General features: G+C 73.0%; 15 protein-coding genes. 7 read left to right on the top strand and 8 right to left on the bottom strand.

The features are described from left to right. Window positions 1-197 precede the first annotated feature (197 nt). The 4 genes from CSPHI_RS06335 to CSPHI_RS06320 all read left to right on the top strand — a co-directional run bounded on the left by CSPHI_RS06335 (window position 198) and on the right by CSPHI_RS06320 (window position 5363). Complete coding sequence (locus tag CSPHI_RS06335; RefSeq protein ID WP_075691995.1) at window positions 198-3014, top strand: aconitate hydratase; 2817 nt, start codon at window positions 198-200, stop codon at window positions 3012-3014. 134 nt (window positions 3015-3148) lie between these two features. Then, a complete protein-coding gene (locus CSPHI_RS06330) occupies window positions 3149-3724 on the top strand; it encodes a TetR/AcrR family transcriptional regulator (protein ID WP_075691994.1) in 576 nt (191 codons plus the stop codon). Between the two features lie 140 nt (window positions 3725-3864). After that, entirely contained in the window at window positions 3865-4614 is a 750-nt protein-coding gene (locus CSPHI_RS06325) for a glutamine amidotransferase-related protein (protein ID WP_075691993.1), read from the top strand. Further along, complete coding sequence (locus CSPHI_RS06320; RefSeq protein ID WP_075691992.1) at window positions 4611-5363, top strand: glutamine amidotransferase; 753 nt, start codon at window positions 4611-4613, stop codon at window positions 5361-5363. Before CSPHI_RS06325 ends, CSPHI_RS06320 begins: the two co-directional genes overlap by 4 nt. Window positions 5364-5387: 24 nt before the next feature. Here CSPHI_RS06320 and CSPHI_RS06315 read toward each other — a convergent pair whose 3' ends face one another. Further along, entirely contained in the window at window positions 5388-7019 is a 1632-nt protein-coding gene (locus tag CSPHI_RS06315; RefSeq protein ID WP_075693843.1) for an ABC-F family ATP-binding cassette domain-containing protein, read from the bottom strand. 59 nt (window positions 7020-7078) lie between these two features. On the opposite strand from CSPHI_RS06315, the gene CSPHI_RS06310 reads away from it, so the two are divergent. Continuing rightward, a complete protein-coding gene (locus CSPHI_RS06310; RefSeq protein ID WP_075691991.1) occupies window positions 7079-8296 on the top strand; it encodes a lycopene cyclase family protein in 1218 nt (405 codons plus the stop codon). 127 nt (window positions 8297-8423) lie between these two features. Here CSPHI_RS06310 and CSPHI_RS06305 read toward each other — a convergent pair whose 3' ends face one another. The 7 genes from CSPHI_RS06305 to CSPHI_RS06275 all read right to left on the bottom strand — a co-directional run bounded on the left by CSPHI_RS06305 (window position 8424) and on the right by CSPHI_RS06275 (window position 14768). Further along, entirely contained in the window at window positions 8424-8867 is a 444-nt protein-coding gene (locus tag CSPHI_RS06305) for a metal-sulfur cluster assembly factor (RefSeq protein ID WP_075691990.1), read from the bottom strand. After that, window positions 8864-9343, bottom strand: a complete 480-nt coding sequence (gene sufU, locus CSPHI_RS06300) for a Fe-S cluster assembly sulfur transfer protein SufU (RefSeq protein ID WP_075691989.1) — start codon at window positions 9341-9343, stop codon at window positions 8864-8866. Before sufU ends, CSPHI_RS06305 begins: the two co-directional genes overlap by 4 nt. A 62-nt stretch (window positions 9344-9405) precedes the next feature. Beyond that, the gene (locus CSPHI_RS06295) at window positions 9406-10638 is read right to left on the bottom strand and encodes a SufS family cysteine desulfurase (RefSeq protein WP_075691988.1); all 1233 of its coding nucleotides are present in this window, start codon (window positions 10636-10638) and stop codon (window positions 9406-9408) included. Next, window positions 10625-11392 (bottom strand): Fe-S cluster assembly ATPase SufC, encoded by a 768-nt coding sequence (gene sufC / locus CSPHI_RS06290; protein WP_075691987.1) that lies wholly within the window; start codon window positions 11390-11392, stop codon window positions 10625-10627. The genes CSPHI_RS06295 and sufC overlap by 14 nt, the downstream gene beginning before the upstream one ends. A 46-nt stretch (window positions 11393-11438) precedes the next feature. Further along, window positions 11439-12629 carry a Fe-S cluster assembly protein SufD gene (gene sufD / locus CSPHI_RS06285; RefSeq protein ID WP_075691986.1) on the bottom strand — a complete coding sequence of 397 codons (1191 nt, stop codon included), beginning with the start codon at window positions 12627-12629 and terminating at the stop codon, window positions 11439-11441. 4 nt (window positions 12630-12633) lie between these two features. Further along, the gene (gene sufB / locus CSPHI_RS06280; protein ID WP_075691985.1) at window positions 12634-14082 is read right to left on the bottom strand and encodes a Fe-S cluster assembly protein SufB; all 1449 of its coding nucleotides are present in this window, start codon (window positions 14080-14082) and stop codon (window positions 12634-12636) included. Continuing rightward, window positions 14079-14768, bottom strand: coding sequence for a helix-turn-helix transcriptional regulator (locus CSPHI_RS06275; RefSeq protein WP_075691984.1), 690 nt, complete (start codon window positions 14766-14768; stop codon window positions 14079-14081). Before CSPHI_RS06275 ends, sufB begins: the two co-directional genes overlap by 4 nt. 180 nt (window positions 14769-14948) lie before the next feature. Here CSPHI_RS06275 and mptB point away from each other — a divergent pair, with 180 nt between their 5' ends. Next, window positions 14949-16634, top strand: coding sequence for a polyprenol phosphomannose-dependent alpha 1,6 mannosyltransferase MptB (gene mptB, locus CSPHI_RS06270; protein ID WP_084210283.1), 1686 nt, complete (start codon window positions 14949-14951; stop codon window positions 16632-16634). A 71-nt stretch (window positions 16635-16705) separates the two neighbouring features. Further along, complete coding sequence (locus CSPHI_RS06265) at window positions 16706-17647, top strand: ABC transporter ATP-binding protein (RefSeq protein WP_075693839.1); 942 nt, start codon at window positions 16706-16708, stop codon at window positions 17645-17647. The last annotated feature ends 1 nt before the right edge of the window (window position 17648 follow it).

Raw genomic sequence — 17648 nt, 5'->3', positions numbered from 1 at the left:
TGGTGCGTGGAGCATCGCCCCGGCGCGCCGCGCCCGCACCGGGGGTGTTAGCAGCAGAACGCCCGTACTGTTAAACTGGTGAAAGGTCGAGCGTGCGTCCGGCGCACAGCCGGCGGCAGCTCGCGCCACGTGCCCAGGGGCCCGTTCGTGTGCGGGGCCGGGTGCGGTTTCACCCGAACGAAGAATTGGAGCTGACTGTGACTGACAGCAAGAACTCCTTCAACGCCAAGAGCACCCTCGACGTCGGCGGGAAGTCCTACGACTACTTCCGCATCGAGGCCGTGCCCGGCATGGAGAAGCTGCCCTACGCGCTGAAGGTTCTCGGCGAGAACCTGCTGCGCAACGAGGACGGCAAGAACACCACCGAGGATCACATCAACGCGGTCGCGAACTGGGATCCCAAGGCGGAGCCGTCCATCGAAATCCAGTTCACGCCGGCCCGCGTGATCATGCAGGACTTCACCGGCGTGGCCTGCGTGGTCGACCTGGCCACCATGCGCGAGGCCGTGAAGACCCTCGGCGGCGACCCGGACAAGGTCAACCCGCTCAACCCGGCCGAGATGGTCATCGACCACTCGGTCATCATCGAGGCCTTCGGCGACTCCGACGCCCTCGAGACCAACGTCAACATCGAGTACCAGCGCAATGACGAGCGGTACCGCTTCCTGCGCTGGGGCACCGGCGCCTTCTCCAACTTCCGCGTGGTCCCCCCGGGAACCGGCATCGTGCACCAGGTCAACATCGAGTACCTGGCCCGCACCGTCTTCGACAAGGACGGCCTGGCCTACCCGGACACCTGCGTGGGCACCGACTCCCACACCACCATGGAGAACGGCCTGGGCATCCTGGGCTGGGGCGTCGGCGGCATCGAGGCCGAGGCCGCGATGCTCGGCCAGCCGATCTCCATGCTGATCCCGCGCGTGGTCGGCTTCAAGCTCACCGGCGACATCCCGGTGGGCGTCACCGCCACCGACGTGGTGCTCACCATCACCGACATGCTCCGCCAGCACGGCGTGGTCGGCAAGTTCGTCGAGTTCTACGGCGCCGGCGTGTCCAAGCTGCCCCTGGCCAACCGCGCCACCATCGGCAACATGAGCCCCGAGTTCGGCTCCACCGCGGCGATCTTCCCGATCGACGCGGAGACCGTCAAGTACCTGCGCCTGACCGGCCGCTCCGAGGAGTCCCTCGCCCTGGTGGAGGCCTACGCCAAGGCCCAGGGCATGTGGCTCGACGAGAATACCCCGGAGGCCGAGTACTCCGAGTACCTCGAGCTGGACCTGTCCACCGTGGTGCCCTCCATCGCCGGCCCGAAGCGGCCGCAGGACCGGATCGAGCTCACCGACGCCAAGGCCCAGTTCCGCAAGGACCTGCACAACTACGTCTCCCTGCCGGACGCCCCGGCCGGCGAGGCGAAGATGGCCGCCGAGGGCGGCGCCCCGAACCAGGGCGAGGACGTCTCCGCGACGAAGACCCCCGCCCCCGCCGCGGACGCCAAGGGCCAGGTGCCCTCCGCCGCCGCCGGCGCCGAGGGCCGGCCCTCCAACCCGATCCGGGTCAACTACAACGGGCAGGACATGGAGCTCGACCACGGCATGGTCGGCATCGCCTCCATCACCTCCTGCACCAACACCTCGAACCCGTCGGTGATGGTCGGCGCCGCGCTGCTGGCCCGTAACGCCGCGGACAAGGGCCTGAAGTCCAAGCCGTGGGTGAAGACCTCCATGGCCCCGGGCTCCCAGGTGGTCACCGGCTACTACGAGAAGGCCGGGCTGTGGCCCGCCCTGGAGGCCATGGGCTTCTACCTCGTCGGCTACGGCTGCACCACCTGCATCGGCAACTCCGGCCCGCTGCCGGAGGAGATCTCCGCCGGCATCAACGAGGGCGACCTCGCCGCCACCGCGGTGCTCTCCGGCAACCGCAACTTCGAGGGCCGGATCAACCCGGACATCAAGATGAACTACCTGGCGTCGCCGATTCTGGTGATCGCCTACGCCATCGCCGGCACGATGGACTTCGACTTCGAGACCGACCCGCTGGGCCAGGACACCGAGGGCAACGACGTGTTCCTGCGGGACATCTGGCCCTCCGCGGAGGAGATCGAGAAGGTCATCGAGGAGTGCATCACCTCCGAGCTCTACGACGAGGACTACGCCGACGTCTTCGCCGGCGACCACCGCTGGCAGTCCCTGCCCACCCCGGAGGGCAAGACCTTCGCCTGGGACGACAAGTCCTCCTACATCCGCAAGGCGCCCTACTTCGACGAGATGGAGATGGAGCCGGAGCCGGTGGAGGACATCGCCGGCGCCCGGGTGCTGGCGCTGCTCGGGGACTCGGTCACCACCGACCACATCTCCCCGGCGTCCTCCATCAAGCCGGGCACCCCGGCCGCCCAGTACCTCGACTCCATGGGCGTGGCGCGCAAGGACTACAACTCCCTGGGCGCCCGCCGCGGCAACCACGAGGTGATGGTGCGCGGCACCTTCGCCAACATCCGGCTGCAGAACCAGCTGCTGGACGGGGTCTCCGGCGGCTACACCCGGGACTTCACCCAGGAGGGCGCGCCGCAGGCGTACATCTACGACGCGGCCCAGAACTACAAGGCCGAGGGCACCCCCCTGGTCGTGCTGGGCGGCAAGGAGTACGGCACCGGCTCCTCGCGTGACTGGGCCGCCAAGGGCACCCTGCTGCTGGGCGTGAAGGCCGTCATCGCCGAGTCCTTCGAGCGGATCCACCGCTCGAACCTCATCGGCATGGGCGTCATCCCGCTGCAGTTCCCCGAGGGCGAGTCCTGGAAGTCGCTGGGCATCGAGGGCGCGGAGACCTTCGACATCAGCGGCATCGAGGAGCTCAACGACGGCGGGATCCCCGAGACGGTCAAGGTCAAGGCCACCAAGGAGTCCGGCGAGACCATCGAGTTCGACGCGAAGGTCCGCATCGACACCCCCGGTGAGGCCGACTACTACCGCCACGGCGGCATCCTGCAGTTCGTGCTCCGCAACATGATCCGCGGCTGACCCCGCGCCCTCCCCCCCCGGGGAGGGCGGCGACAGCCCCGATCGGGTTCCCCCGGGCCGGGCCGGCCGGTCCCCGCGACCGGCCGACCCGGCCCGGGCGCCCCGATCCCGGAGAGGAATGCAGGTGGCCCCAGATGCCGAGAGTCAGTGACGCCGACCTGGCGTCGCGCCGCGGGGAGATCCTCGTCGGCGCGCGCCGGTGCTTCGCCGAATTCGGCTATGACGGGGCGACCGTCGCCCGGCTGGAGGCCGCCACGGGCAAGTCCCGGGGCGCGATCTTCCACCATTTCGGCTCCAAGGAGGGGCTCTTCCTGGCCCTGGCCGAGGAGGACGCCGAGCGGATGGCCGAGGTGACCGCCACCAGCGGGCTGGTCGAGGTGATGCGCGACGTGGTCGCGCACCCCGATGAGCACGACTGGCTGGGCACCCGGCTGGAGGTGGTCGGGCGCCTGCGCACCGACGCCGAGTTCCGGCGCCGGTGGCTGGCCCACCAGGAGCACCTCGACGCCGCGGTGGTCTCCCGACTGCGGGAGACCGCCGAATCGGGCGCCCTGCGCGAGGACCGCTCCCCCGCGGCCCTGCGGCTGCTGCTGGAGCTGATGCTCGACGGCGTGATCACCCGGGTGGCCACCGGGCGCTCCACCGAGTCCATGGCCGAGGTCCTCGACATCATCGAGGAGACCGTGCGACGGCCGCCGCCCCGCGCATAGGCGGGCGGGCACCGCATCAGGTGGGCGACGCCCGCCGCCGGGAGCCCCCGGCGGCGGGCGTCGCCGCATCCGGGGCGCCCGCGCGATACCCCGGGGGGTGGCTGGCCCCGGCGGGCGGCGGCGAACTAAGCTGTCCGTCCATGAGCGAGGCGGATTTCCGGGGGCGTTTCCTGCAGGTGGCCCTGCGCGACGGCGACGAGGTCGCCGACGCCGAATACGACGACTTCCTGCGCGCCACCGGGCTCGCCCCCGGGGACCTGGTGCACCACCCGATCACCGCGCCCGCCGACGGGCTGCCCGATCTGGGCGACTACGCCGGGGTCTTCGTCGGCGGCAGCCCCTTCAACATCACCGATCTGGAGCACCCCCCGCTGCAGCGGCATGTGCACGCCCTGCTGCGCCGGATCGCCGCGCACCCCACCCCGGCGCTGATGCTCTGCTACGGCTCCAGCTGGGCGGCCTTCGCCGCCGGGGGCCGGGTGGACTGCGCGCATGGTGAACCCGCCGGGGTCACCGAGGTCCGGCCCACCGCCGCCGCGGCCGCCGATCCCGTCTTCGGCGGGCTGCCGGAGTCCTTCACCGGGCTCACCGGGCACAAGGAGGGCGTCGCGGAACTGCCCCCCAGCGCCACCCTGCTGGCCACCGGGCCGCGGTGCGCGGTGCAGGCCTACCGGGCCAACGCCACCACCTGGGTCACCCAGTTCCACCCGGAGCTCGACGCCGAGGGGATCCTGCGCCGGATGGCCTTCTACGAGGACGCCGGCTACTTCGCCCCCGAGGAGGTCGCCGAAATCGCCGCGCGGGTGCGCGCCGCCGACCTGGGGCCCTCCGGGCGGATCGTGCCCGCCTTCGTCGCGCACTGCCTGCGCCGCGCCGGCGGGCCGGCGTGAGCCGGCCGGCGGCCGATCCGCGGCCCTTCCTGCTGCTGTCCACCCGGGCCGAGGACGCCGCCGCGCACGCCGAGCAGCTCTCCTTCGCCCGGGCGATGCGCATCGCCCCCGCGGCGCTGCACCAGATCCGCCTGGAGCGCGGCACCCCGGGCCGGCTGGACCTGGCCGGGTACTCGGGGATCGTCGTCGGCGGCGGGCCCTACAACTACTCCGATGCCGCGAAGCCGCCCCGGCAGCGGGAGGTGGAGGCCTGGTTCGCGGATCTGCTCGCGGAGGTGCTCGGCACCGGCTACCCCTTCTTCGGCGCCTGCTACGGGGTGGGCCTGCTCGGGGTGGCCGGGGCCGGGGTGGTCTCCCGGGCTCATGGCGAGGAGGCCGGGGTGGTCGCCGCCCGGCTCACCGAGGCCGGCCGGGCCGATCCGGTGCTCGCCGGGCTGCCGGGGGTCTTCCACGCCGCGGTGGGCCACAAGGAGGCGATCGAGGTGCTGCCGGAGTCGGCGACCCTGCTCGCCGTGGGCGAGGCCTGCCCGGTGCAGATGTTCCGGCTGGGGCCGAACGCCTACGCCACCCAGTTCCACCCGGAGCTCGACGCCGACGCCTTCGCCCAGCGGCTGGCGATCTACAACCGGCACGGCTACTTCTCCCCCGGCGGCGACGCCCGGGCGGTCGCCGAGTCCCGGCGGCTGCGCGTGGAGCGCAGCGGGGCGATGCTCGCCAACTTCGCCCGGCTGCACGCCCGGCCCCGCTGAGCCGGCCCCGCCGCGGGCGCCGGCTCAGGCCAGTTCGACGATCTCCATGTAGTCCTCGCTCCACAGGTCCTCGGTGCCGTCGGGCAGCACGATCACCCGCTCCGGCTCCAGGGCGCGCACCGCGCCGGGATCGTGGGTGACCAGCACCACCGCCCCGGTGTAGGTGCGCAGCGCGTCGAGCACCTGCTCCCGGGACACCGGGTCCAGGTTGTTCGTCGGCTCGTCGAGCAGCAGCACGTTCGCCCGGGAGCTGACCAGCGCGGCCAGCGCCAGCCGGGTCTTCTCCCCGCCGGAGAGGGTCCCCGCCGGCTGCTCCAGCTGCGCCCCGGAGAACATGAACGCCCCCAGCAGCCCGCGCAGCTCCTGCTCGTCGACCTCCGGGCAGGCGTCCACGGTGTTCTGCCACACCGACTTCGCCGGGTCGATGGTGTCGTGCTCCTGGGCGAAGTAGCCGATCTTCAGCCCGTGCCCGGAGACCACCCCGCCCTCGCCGTCGGTGCGCTCCACCCCGGCGAGGAGCTTGAGCAGCGTGGTCTTGCCGGCGCCGTTGAAGCCCAGCACCACCACCCGGGATCCCCGGTCGATGGCCAGGTCCACCCCGGCGAAGACCTCCAGGGAGCCGTACATCTTGGTCAGCCCGCGGGCGTTGAGCGGGGTCTTCCCGCAGGGCGCCGGGGTCGGGAAGGAGATGTGCGCCACCTTGTCCGCGACGGTCTCCTCGTCGAGCTCGTCGAGCATCCGCTCCGCGCGGGCGACCATCTGCTTCGCCGCCCGGGCCTTGGTGGCCTTCGCGCCGAGCTTGTCGGCCTGCCGGCGCAGCGCGGTGGCCTTCTTCTCCGCGTTCGCCCGCTCCCGGCGCCGCCGGGCCTCGTCGGTGGCCCGGGCGTCGAGGTACTTGCGCCAGCCCATGTTGTACACGTCGGCCTCCCCGCGCACCGCGTCGAGGAACCACACCTTGTTGCACACCGCGGCGAGCAGGTCCACGTCATGGCTGATCATCACCAGCCCGCCCTCGTGGCCGCGCAGGAACCCGCGCAACCAGGTGATGGAGTCGGCGTCGAGGTGGTTGGTGGGCTCGTCGAGCAGCAGCGTGGTCGCCGATTTGCCGGCCCCGCCGGAGGCGGCGAAGAGGATCCGGGCGAGCTCCACCCGGCGGCGCTGGCCACCGGAGAGGGTGCCCAGCGGCTGGTCCAGGATCCGCTCCGGCAGGCCCAGGGCGTCGCAGATCCGGGCGGCCTCGCTGTCCGCCTCGTAGCCGCCGAGATCGTGGTAGCGCTCCTCCAGGCGGGAGTACTTGCGGATCGCCGCATCACGCTTCGCCGGGGCCCCGGCGGTCTCCATGATCTCCTGCTGGCGCTCCATGGAATGCCGGATCGTGTCCAGGCCCCGGGCGGAGAGCACCCGATCGCGGGCGGAGACGGTGACATCGCCCTCCCGGGGATCCTGGGGCAGGTAGCCGATGTCCCCGGCGCGGATCACCTCCCCGCCGTAGGGCTCGCCCTCCCCGGCCAGGATCCGCATGGTCGTGGTCTTGCCCGCGCCATTGCGCCCGACCAGGCCGATCCGGTCGCCGGGCTGCACCCGCAGCTGCTCCCCGGGGGCGTCGAGCAGGGTGCGCGCGCCGGCGCGGACCTCCAGATCCTTGGTGACAATCACGTCGGGGAAGGCTACCAGGTGGGCGGGCCGCACCCGGCGCGGACGTATCCTGTGGGGCCATGGACGCCACGCCCGCCCCCGGTACCCGACCCGAGCCCCCGCCGCGGCTGGTGGTGCTGGGCCTGGGGCCGGCCGGCACCGCCCTGGCGCACCGGGCCGCGGCCCGGGGCTGGCCGGTGCTCGGCGTGGACCCGGCCGGGCCCCGGGCCCCGTCCACGGTGGGCGCCTGGGCCGACCAGCTGCCCGGCTGGCTGCCGGCGGCGGCGGTCGCGGCCCGGGCGCGGCCGGTGCTCATCGACGCCGCCGGCCGGGAACGGGCCCTGGACTCGGAGTACGCGGTGCTCGACGCCGGCGCGCTCGCCGGGCTGGGCGGCTTCGCCGTGGCCCGGTCCCGGGCGGGCGCCCGACCCGGCCCGGCGGGGCCGGAGGTGACCCCGGCCGGGGTCGTGGCCGCGGCCGGCTGGGACCGGCCGGACGCGGTGGCGGACACCCGGCCGGCGCGGCCGCTGGCCGCCCGGCAGCTGGCCTACGGGCAGGTCCTCCCCGCCGCGGCGCTGCCGGCGGCGCACCGGCGGGCGGTGCTCATGGACTTCCGGGTGCCCGCGGGCGCCCCGCCGGGGGCCGAGGCGCTCCCGGCGACCTTCTCCTACCGGATTCCGCTCGGCGGCGGCCGCTGGCTGGTGGAGGAGACCATCCTCGCCGTGGCCGCGAACGCCGCCGGGGATGCGGGGCTGCACGCCCATCTGCGGCGGATGCAGGCCGCCCGGCTCGCCGATCTCGGCGTGCCGCCGGGGGCGGCGCTGGCGGAGGAGGTGGTGGACTTCCCCCTGGGCCCGGGGCGGATGCCGCCGCCCCGCCGGCGCGGCGGCGGGGTCGTCCGGTTCGGGGCGGCCGCCGGGTGGATGCACCCGGCCACCGGCTACTCGGTGGGCTGGGCGCTGGCGGACGCGGATCGGGTGCTCGACGCCCTCGCCGGGGGCCGGGCGGCGGCGGCCCCGGGCGGGGCGGCGGCGACCTGGCTGCGCCGGCGGGGACTGCGGGTGCTGCTGGGCTTCGACGCGCCCGCCACCCGGGCCTTCTTCGCCGAATTCGCCCGCCTCCCGGAGCACCGGATCCGGGCCTACCTCACCGGGGCCTCCCCGGCCGGGATCGCGGCGACCATGCTCGCGCTGGCCCCGGGCCTGGCCCGGCGGGCCCCGCGGGTGCTGGGCCGGCTGCTGGCCACGGTGGCGCTGCCGCTGCGCCCGGCGGCGGATCCGGCTAGAGCCGGCGGATGATCGCCGCGATCAGCGCGATCGCGCAGATGACGATGAGCAGGATGACCAGCTCCGGCCAACGGACGTTGGGCAGCATGATGGATCCCTCCCTTCGCCAGGTGTCGCGCGCCGCCCCGGGCGGGGGCGGCTAGACGGAGAAGCCCAGCGCCCGCATCTGGTCGCGGCCGTCCTCGGTGATGAACTGGGGGCCCCACGGCGGGGACCACACCCAGTTGATCCGGTAGTCCTCGATGCCGTCGAGGTCCATCACCAGCGACTCGGTCTGGCTGGTGAGCAGATCGGTCAGCGGGCAGGCCGGGGAGGTCAGGGTCATGTGGATGACCGCGGTGGAGCCGTCCTCGATCCAGATGTCGTAGACCAGGCCGAGATCGACCACGTTGATCCCGATCTCGGGGTCGACGACGTCGTACATCGCCTCCTCCACCTGGATCGCCAGCTGCTCGTCCGCGGCGGACTGCTCGGGGCGCTCCGGCACCCCGAGGGTGTTCTCCTCCTCGGCGATCCGGGCCGCGCGGGCGGCCTCGGCCTCCGCGGCGGCCGCCGCGTCGGGGGTGTGCTCGTTCTGGTTCATCGGTCCTCCTCGGTGTCCGCGGCGGGGCCGGCCCCGCCGTGCATGGCCTCGGCGGTGGCCGCCTGGAAGGCCTTCCAGCCCAGCAGCGCGCATTTCACCCGCGCCGGGTACTTCGAGACCCCGGCGAAGGCGATGCCGTCGCCGATCAGGTCCTCATCGCCCTCCACGGTGCCCCGGGAGGTGATCATGCGCTCGAATTCGGCGAGCTTGGCCATCGCCTCCTCGACCGGCCGGCCGATGATCTCCTCGGCCATCACCGAGGTCGAGGCCTGCGAGATGGAGCAGCCCACCGCGTCATAGGACACGTCCTCGACGGTGGCCCCGTCCGCGGAGAGCGCCACCCGCAGGGTGAGCTCGTCCCCGCAGGAGGGGTTGACGTGGTGCACCTCCGCCCCGTAGGGCTCCCGCAACCCGGCATGCTGCGGGTGCTTGTAGTGGTCCAGGATGACCTCCTGGTACATCTGCTCGAGTTTCATATGCTCCTCCAGGACCCGCCGGATGAGGCGGTGCGCCGCCCGGGGTCCGGGCGGGCGCGGGTTCAGACGCCGAAGAAACGCTTGGCGTCGACGATGGCGTCGGCGAGCGCGTCAACCTCGTCGAGGGTGTTGTACAGGTAGAACGAGGCCCGGGCGGTGGACTGCACGCCCAGGGCGCGGTGCACCGGCCAGGCGCAGTGGTGGCCGACCCGGATGCACACCCCGCGGTCATCGAGGACCTGGCCCAGGTCATGCGGGTGCACCCCGTCGACCTGGAAGGACACCGCCGCCCCGCGATCCTCGGGGCCGGCCGGGCCGATGATCCGCAGGCCCGGGATGGCGGGCAGCAGCTCCAGGGCGCGCTCGGTGAGCGCCCGCTCATGCGCGGCGACGGCGGGCATGCCCAGCGCCTCCAGGTACCCCACGGCCGCGCCGAGGCCGACGACCTGGCTGGTCATCATGGTGCCGGCCTCGAAGCGCTGCGGGGGCCCCGCGTAGCTGGAGCCGTCCATGGCGACGACCTCGATCATGGAGCCGCCGGTGAGGAAGGGCGGCAGCGCGGCGAGCAGCTCCCGCCGCGCCCACAGGGCGCCGACCCCGGTGGGGCCGAGCATCTTGTGCCCGGAGAAGGCCAGCGCGTCCACCCCGAGCTCGCCCACGTGCACCGGCATATGCGGCACCGACTGGCAGGCGTCGAGCACGGTGAGCGCGCCCACCGCCCGCGCCCGGGAGACGATCTCGGCGACGTCGCTCACCGCCCCGGTGACATTCGACTGGTGGGTGAAGGCCACCACCTTGACCGTCTCATCGAGGTCCAGGGAGTCCAGGTCGATCCGGCCATCGGCGGTGGCGGCGTACCAGCGCAGCCGCGCCCCGGTGCGCCGGGCCAGCTCCTGCCAGGGCACCAGGTTGGCGTGGTGCTCCAGCTCGGTGACCACGATGGTGTCGCCGGGGCCGACCGCCCACCGGCCGGCCCGGTCGTCGCCGAGGGTGTAGGCGAGCAGGTTCAGCGCCTCGGTGGCGTTCTTGGTGAACACCAGATCCTCGTGATCGGCGCCGATGAAGGCCGCGATCGCCTCCCGGGCGCCCTCGTAGGCGTCGGTGGCCTCCTCCGCGAGCTGGTAGGCGCCGCGGTGCACCGGGGCGTTGCACCGCTCCAGGAACCGGGTCTCCGCCTCGATCACCTGCCGGGGCCGCTGCGCGGTGGCCCCGGAGTCCAGGTAGACCAGCGGCCGGCCGTCCCGGACGGTGCGGGCGAGGATCGGGAAATCCGCCCGCAGCTCAGGACTGAGCATCGATGAACCGCTCGTAGCCGTGCTCCTCCAGGGCCAGGGCCAGCTCCGGGCCACCGGACTCGACGAAGCGGCCGTCGTGGAAGACGTGCACGAAATCGGGCCGCACGTAGTTCAGGATCCGCTGGTAGTGGGTGATGATGAGGATCCCGCCGTCGGTCTCCTCCTGGTAGCGGTTGATCCCGTCGGAGCAGACCCGCAGCGCGTCGACGTCCAGGCCGGAGTCGGTCTCGTCGAGCACGGCGAACTTGGGCCGCAGCAGATCCAGCTGCAGGATCTCGTGGCGCTTCTTCTCCCCGCCGGAGAAGCCCTCGTTGACGGAGCGCTCGGAGAACGACGGGTCGATCTCCAGCCCGCGCATCGCCTCCTTGACCTCCTTGACCCAGTGCCGCAGCTTCGGGGCCTCGCCGCGCACCGCGGTGGCCGCCGAGCGCAGGAAGTTGGACATGGACACGCCGGTGACCTCCACCGGGTACTGCATGGCCAGGAAGAGGCCGGCCCGGGCGCGCTCGTCGACGCTCATCTCCAGGATGTTCTCGCCGTCGAGCAGCACCTCGCCCTCGGTGACCTCGTAGCGGGGGTGCCCGGCGATGGTGTACGCCAGGGTGGACTTGCCGGAGCCGTTGGGGCCCATCACCGCATGGGTCTCCCCCGACCGGATGGTCAGGTTCACCCCCTTGAGGATCGGCTTCGGCTCGGCGGTCTCGTCGGTGGGGAGCACCTGCGCATGCAGGTTCTTGATTTCCAGGGTGCTCATCGTCAGGTGGTGTCCTTCTCGGGAAGTTCGGGTGGGTGGGGCGCCGCTAGAGCTCGACGGTGGCGAGCTCGGCGTCGATGAGGTCGGTGAGCCGGTCGCGGACGGACTCCACCGGGATCCGGTGGATCACCTCGCCGAAGAAGCCGCGCACCACCAGCCGGCGCGCCACCTCCTCCGGGATGCCCCGGCTCATCAGGTAGAACAGCTGGTCGTCGTCGAAGCGGCCGACGGTGGCGGCGTGCCCGGCGCCGGCGATCTCGCCGGTCTCGATCTCCAGGTTGGGCACCGAGTCCGCCCGGGCGCCCTCGGTGAGGATCAGGTTCCGGTTCAGCTCGTAGGTGTCCGTGCCGCCGGCGTTCTCCCGGATCAGCACATCGCCGACCCAGGCGGTGCGCGCATCGGGCAGCCGGGAGTCCGGGTCGCCCTGCAGGGCGCCCTTGTACATCACGTTGGAGCGGCAGTTCGGCACCGCGTGATCCACCAGCAGCCGCTGCTCGAAGTACTGGCCGTCATCGGCGAAGTACACGCCCAGCAGCTCGGCGTCGCCGCCGGGGGCGGTGAAGGCCACCCGCGGGATCACCCGCACCACGGACCCGCCGAAGCAGGCCACGGTGTGCCGCAGCACCGCGTCGCGGCCCAGCCGGCCGTGGTGGCCGGAGAGGTGCACCGCGTCCGCGGCCCAGTTGCCGAGGCTGACCACGGTCAGCGAGGCGGCGTCGCCGACCAGGAACTCCACGTTGTCGGCGAAGGCCCCGGAGCCGCGGTAGTCCAGCACCACCGCGGCGTGGGCGCCGGCGGCGACGTCGATCACCACGTGCCCGTAGGCGACCCGGCCCTCCCCGGGCCCGGTGATCCGCACCGTGACCGGATCCTGGGCCCCGGCCTCGGCGCCGCGGCCGACCTCCAGCACCACGGCCTCGTCGAAGCTGCTGAAGGCCTGGGCGGCGACCCGGTCCACCGGCGTCCCGGCCCGGCCGAGGCGCTCGTCGCCGCGGCGCACCCGGTGCACCTCGACGCCCTCGGCGGCGTCGACGGCGATGTCCGCCGGCGCCGGCTCCCCGGCGGTGCCGTCGTGCAGGCCGTGCAGCCGGCGCAGCGGGGTGAACCGCCACTCCTCGTCGCGGCCCTTGGGCACCGGGAAGTCGGCGACGTCGAAGGAGCTGAAGATGTCGCCCTTGTTGGCGAGCACCCGGCGGTGCGGCTGCACCGCCGGTTCAACGGTGTTTGCGGTAGTCATGGGTTTAACCGACCGACCCTTCCATCTGCAGTTCAATGAGGCGGTTGAGCTCCAGGGCGTACTCCATGGGCAGCTCCTTGGCGATGGGCTCCACGAATCCGCGGACCACCATGGCCATCGCCTCATCCTCCTCGATCCCGCGGCTCATCAGGTAGAAGAGCTGGTCATCGGAGACCTGGGAGACGGTCGCCTCATGGCCGAGGGTGACGTCGTCCTCGCGCACGTCGACGTAGGGGTAGGTGTCCGAGCGGGAGATGGTGTCCACCAGCAGCGCATCGCACTCCACCGAGCTGGCGGAGTGCTTGGCGCCCTTGTTCACCTGCACCAGGCCGCGGTAGGCGGCCCGGCCGCCGCTGCGCGCCACCGACTTGGAGACGATGTTGGAGGAGGTGTGCGGGGCCATGTGCACCATCTTCGCCCCGGTGTCCTGGAACTGGTCCTGCCCGGCGAAGGCCACCGAAAGCACCTCCCCGCGGGCGTGCGGGCCGGTCATCCACACCGCCGGGTACTTCATGGTCACCTTGGAGCCGATGTTGCCGTCGATCCACTCCATGGTCGCGCCCTCCTCGCACTTGGTGCGCTTGGTGACCAGGTTGTAGACGTTGTTCGACCAGTTCTGGATGGTGGTGTAGCGGCAGCGGCCGCCCTTCTTCACGATGATCTCCACCACCGCGGAGTGCAGCGAATCCGACTTGTAGATCGGCGCGGTGCAGCCCTCGACGTAGTGCACGTAGGCGTCCTCGTCGACGATGATCAGGGTGCGCTCGAACTGGCCCATGTTCTCGGTGTTGATCCGGAAGTAGGCCTGCAGCGGGATGTCCACGTGCACCCCCTTGGGCACGTAGATGAAGGAGCCGCCGGACCACACCGCGGTGTTGAGCGCGGAGAACTTGTTGTCGCCGGCGGGGATCACCGAGCCGAAGTACTCCCGGAACAGCTCCGGGTGCTCCTTCAGGCCGGTGTCGGTGTCGAGGAAGATGACCCCCTGGGCCTCCAGGTCCTCGCGGATCTGGTGGTAGACCACCTCGGACTCGTACTGGGCGGCCACCCCGGAGACCAGGCGCTGCTTCTCCGCCTCCGGGATGCCCAGCTTGTCGTAGGTCTCCTTGATGTCGGCGGGCAGATCGTCCCAGGTCTGGGCCTGCTTCTCCGTGGAGCGCACGAAGTACTTGATGTTGTCGAAGTCGATGCCGGAGAGATCCGCGCCCCAGGTGGGCAGCGGCTTCCGATCGAAGATGTCCAGCGCCTTCAGGCGGCGCTCGAGCATCCACTCCGGCTCGTCCTTCTTGGCGGAGATGTCGCGCACGACCGCCTCGGACAGGCCGCGCTTGGCGGCCGCCCCGGCGGTGTCGTCGTCATGCCAGCCGTACTGGTAGGCGCCGATCGACTCGATGATCTCCTCATCGGTCTGGGGCTTGGGCACCATCGCGGATTCATCCTGGGCGAGGGTCATTGTCCGCTCCTTTCTGTGGGTGCTGCATGGGGGGCTGGGGGTCGGGATCGGACGAGGGGGATGTGCACGGTGCACACGCCGTTGCCGTCGGCGATGGTAGCCAGCTGCTGGGTGTGCTGGCCCAGCAGGGTGCTCACCGCCTCCTGCTCGGCCTCGCACAGCTCGGGGAAGTCCCCGGCGACCTCGCTGATCGGGCAATGCCGCTGGCACAGCTGCAAACCGGCGCGGCCCGGGTGGGCGTGCGCGGCGTAGCCGTGCCGCCGGAAGGCGCCGACGACCTGGTCCACCACCTCGGGCACGCTCACCCCGTCGCCGACGGCGTCGACGCCGTCGAGGATCTCCGCGGCCCGGCGGCGGGCGAAGGCCATGACGGCCGCCTCCCCGCCGGCCTCGCGCAGGGCGGCCAGCGCCGCCGCGGCGAGTTCGTCGTAGCCGTGGCCGAAGCGGGAGCGCCCCTCGGCGGTGAGCCGGAAGGTCTTCGCCGGCCGGCCCCGGCCGCGGGGTCCCGCCGCCGGCGCCGGCGCGGCCTCGGCGAGGCCCTCGCCGACCAGGATGTCCAGGTGGCGGCGCACCGCCGCCGCGGACAGCCCCAGTTCGGCGGCGATCTCCGAGGCGCTGGCCGGGTCCCCGGCAAGCAGGGTCTCCAGGATCCGGCGGCGGGTGTCGCCGTCGCGCGTGGGCGTCATCGTCGGCACCTCCTGCCGGTATCGTCTCGTGCACTGCCGCGCCCCCGGGTCCGATCCGGGCCCGGGCACGGTCCGCCGCCCCGGCGGATCCCGCCGGGGCTTTAGACAACACAAGTGTTGCGTAATTGGGCCGCCATGTCCAGACGGCCCCGGGGCGCCTGGGCCGGTATCCTCTAGCCCGTGGACGAGGAAGCGACCCGGGGCGCGCTGGCCCCCGGCTGGGTGCGCGACGCGCTGCCCCGGATCGGCCGGGCCGGGTCCCGATCGGCGACCCTGCACCGCGGCGTGGAATCCCCCCTCGCCTACCGGGTGGACCACCGCGAGCTGCGCCGCTTCACCGCGCTGCGCTGGACCGGCACCCTCGGCGCGATCCTGATCCTGGTCGGCGGCATCGGCGCCGGGGCCACCCCGGTGATCGGCAACGCCTTCTGGGCCAACCCGCTCGGCGGGGCGCTCGGCCGGATGCTGCAGGCCACCACCATCGTCACCTTCACCGGGATCGCCTTCCTGGTGCTGGCCTGGCTGGGCGTGGGCGTGTTCGTCTACGCCGGGGCGCGCACCCGGGTCACCGCGGTGGACACCGGGATGCTGGTGCGCACCTTCGCCGGCTGGGTGCTGCCCCTGCTCATCACCGCCCCCCTGTTCACCCAGGACATCTACTCCTACCTGGCGCAGGGCGCGATCGTGGGCCGGGGCCTGGACCCCTACCTCGCCGGGCCGGTGGACATCCTCGGCGCCCGGGATCCGCTGGCCCGCTCGGTGCCGCTGATCTGGTCCCATTCGCCCAGCCCCTACGGCCCGGTGGCGATGGCGGTGGCCGCGGGCATCTCCGCGCTCACCGAGGACCACGTGCTCGCCTCGGTGCTGCTGCACCGCACCATCGCGGTGATCTCCCTCTACGCGGTGGCCTGGGCGCTGGTCCGGCTCGCCCAGCGCTGCGGGGTCTCCCCCCAGTTCGCGCTGTGGCTGGGCGTGCTCAACCCGCTGGTGCTGCTGCACCTGGTCGGCGGCGCGCACAACGAGTCGCTGCTGCTGGCGCTGCTGCTGTGCGGGCTGGAGCTCACCCAATGCGCCCTGCACGGCGCCCCCCGGGCCGGTTCCCCGGACCCGGCGCCCGACCCCGGCCGGGGCCGGCCCCGGGGCCGGCGCCTGGTGCTGCTCATCGCCGGGATCGTGCTCATCGCCCTGGCCGGGATGGTGAAGGTCACCGGCTTCGTCGCCCTCGGGTTCGCCGGGATGGCCCTGGCCCGCCGGTTCGGCGGCGGGGCCGCGGCGGTGGCCCGCGCCGCCGCCGGGGTGGCCGCGGTGGCCGGGGTCACCGTGGTCGCCGCCTCCACCGCCACCGGGCTGGGCTTCGGCTGGGTGACCAGCCAGGGCGGGGCGGCCAGCATCCGCAGCTGGATGTCCCTGCCCACCCTGCTCGGCGTGCTCGCCGGGTTCTTCGGCCGGCTGCTCGGCGTCGGGGACGTCTCCGATGCGGCGCTGACCCTGACCCGGGGCCTGGGCGTGGCCCTGGCCGGGGCGTGGATGCTGCGCATGCTCTGGGCCACCTTCCGGGGCCGGATCCACCCCCTGGGCGGCTACGGGCTGTCCATGTTCGCCCTGGTGCTGCTCTTCCCGGTGGTGCACCCCTGGTACCTGCTGTGGGCCCTGGTGCCGCTGTCCGGCTGGGCGGACCGGCCCGGGTTCCGGGTGGCGGTGGTGGCCTACTCCACCTTCTTCAGCTTCGCGGTGCTGCCCCGCGGCCTGGGCCTGCCGCCGATGACCGTGCTGCAGATCTACCTCGGCGCCGCCGGGTCCTTCGCGGTGTGCCTGGCGGCGGTGCTCGCCCTGGGCGCGCGCACCCGGGTGTTCCGGGTGCGCTGAGCGGCGCGCGGCGCGGCCCTGTGGCCGGGTTGCGGCCCGGGCTGGCCTATGCTTGCCCCGTGACCCACGCCATGGAGGCCGGCGACGCGCCGGCGCTGGAACTTACCGGGGTGACGAAGCGCTACGGCGACGTCACCGCGGTCGACGGGCTCGGCCTGCGCCTGGCGCGCGGCAAGGTGCTCGCCCTGCTGGGGCCCAACGGCGCCGGCAAGACCACCACCGTGGAGATGTGCGAGGGCTTCGTGCGGCCCGACTCCGGCACCGTGCGGGTGCTGGGCCTGGATCCGCACCGGCAGACCGATGCGCTGCGCCGCCGGATCGGCGTGATGCTGCAGGGCGGCGGCGCCTACCCGGGGGTGCGCGTGGCCGAGATGCTGGAGCTGGTCGCCGGCTACGCCGCCGACCCCCTGGACGTGGACTGGCTCATCGACGTCGTCGGCCTGGGCCGCAACCGGGCCACCGCCTACCGCCGGCTCTCCGGCGGCCAGCAGCAGCGGCTCTCCCTGGCCTGCGCCCTGGTCGGCCGGCCGGAGCTGGTCTTCCTCGACGAGCCCACCGCCGGGCTGGACGCCCAGTCCCGGCTGGCGGTGTGGGACCTGATCGGCTCGCTGCGCCGGGACGGGGCCACCGTGGTGCTCACCACCCACCTGATGGACGAGGCGGAGGCCCTGGCCGACGAGGTGATGATCATCGACCGGGGGCGCACCGTCGCGCATGGCACCACCGGGGAGCTCACCGGCCTCGCCACCACCCGGGGCATCGACCTCACCGTGGACGCGCCGATCGACGCCGCGGCCCTGGCCGGCCACCTCGCCGGCCCGGGGGCGGCGGTGGAGGTGCGCGCGGTGGCGCCGAACCGGTACCGGGTCGCCGGGGCCGCCGACGCCGAGGGCATCGCCCGGCTGGCCGCCTGGTGCGCCGACCGCGGGGTGCTGATCACCGGGCTGCAGGTGGCCCGGCGCAGCCTGGAGGACGTGTTCCTGGACATCACCGGCCGAGAGATGAGGAGCTGAC

The organism is Corynebacterium sphenisci DSM 44792, from assembly GCF_001941505.1.
GTDB lineage: Bacteria > Actinomycetota > Actinomycetes > Mycobacteriales > Mycobacteriaceae > Corynebacterium > Corynebacterium sphenisci.
This window is presented reverse-complemented; position numbering and strand designations above follow the sequence as displayed.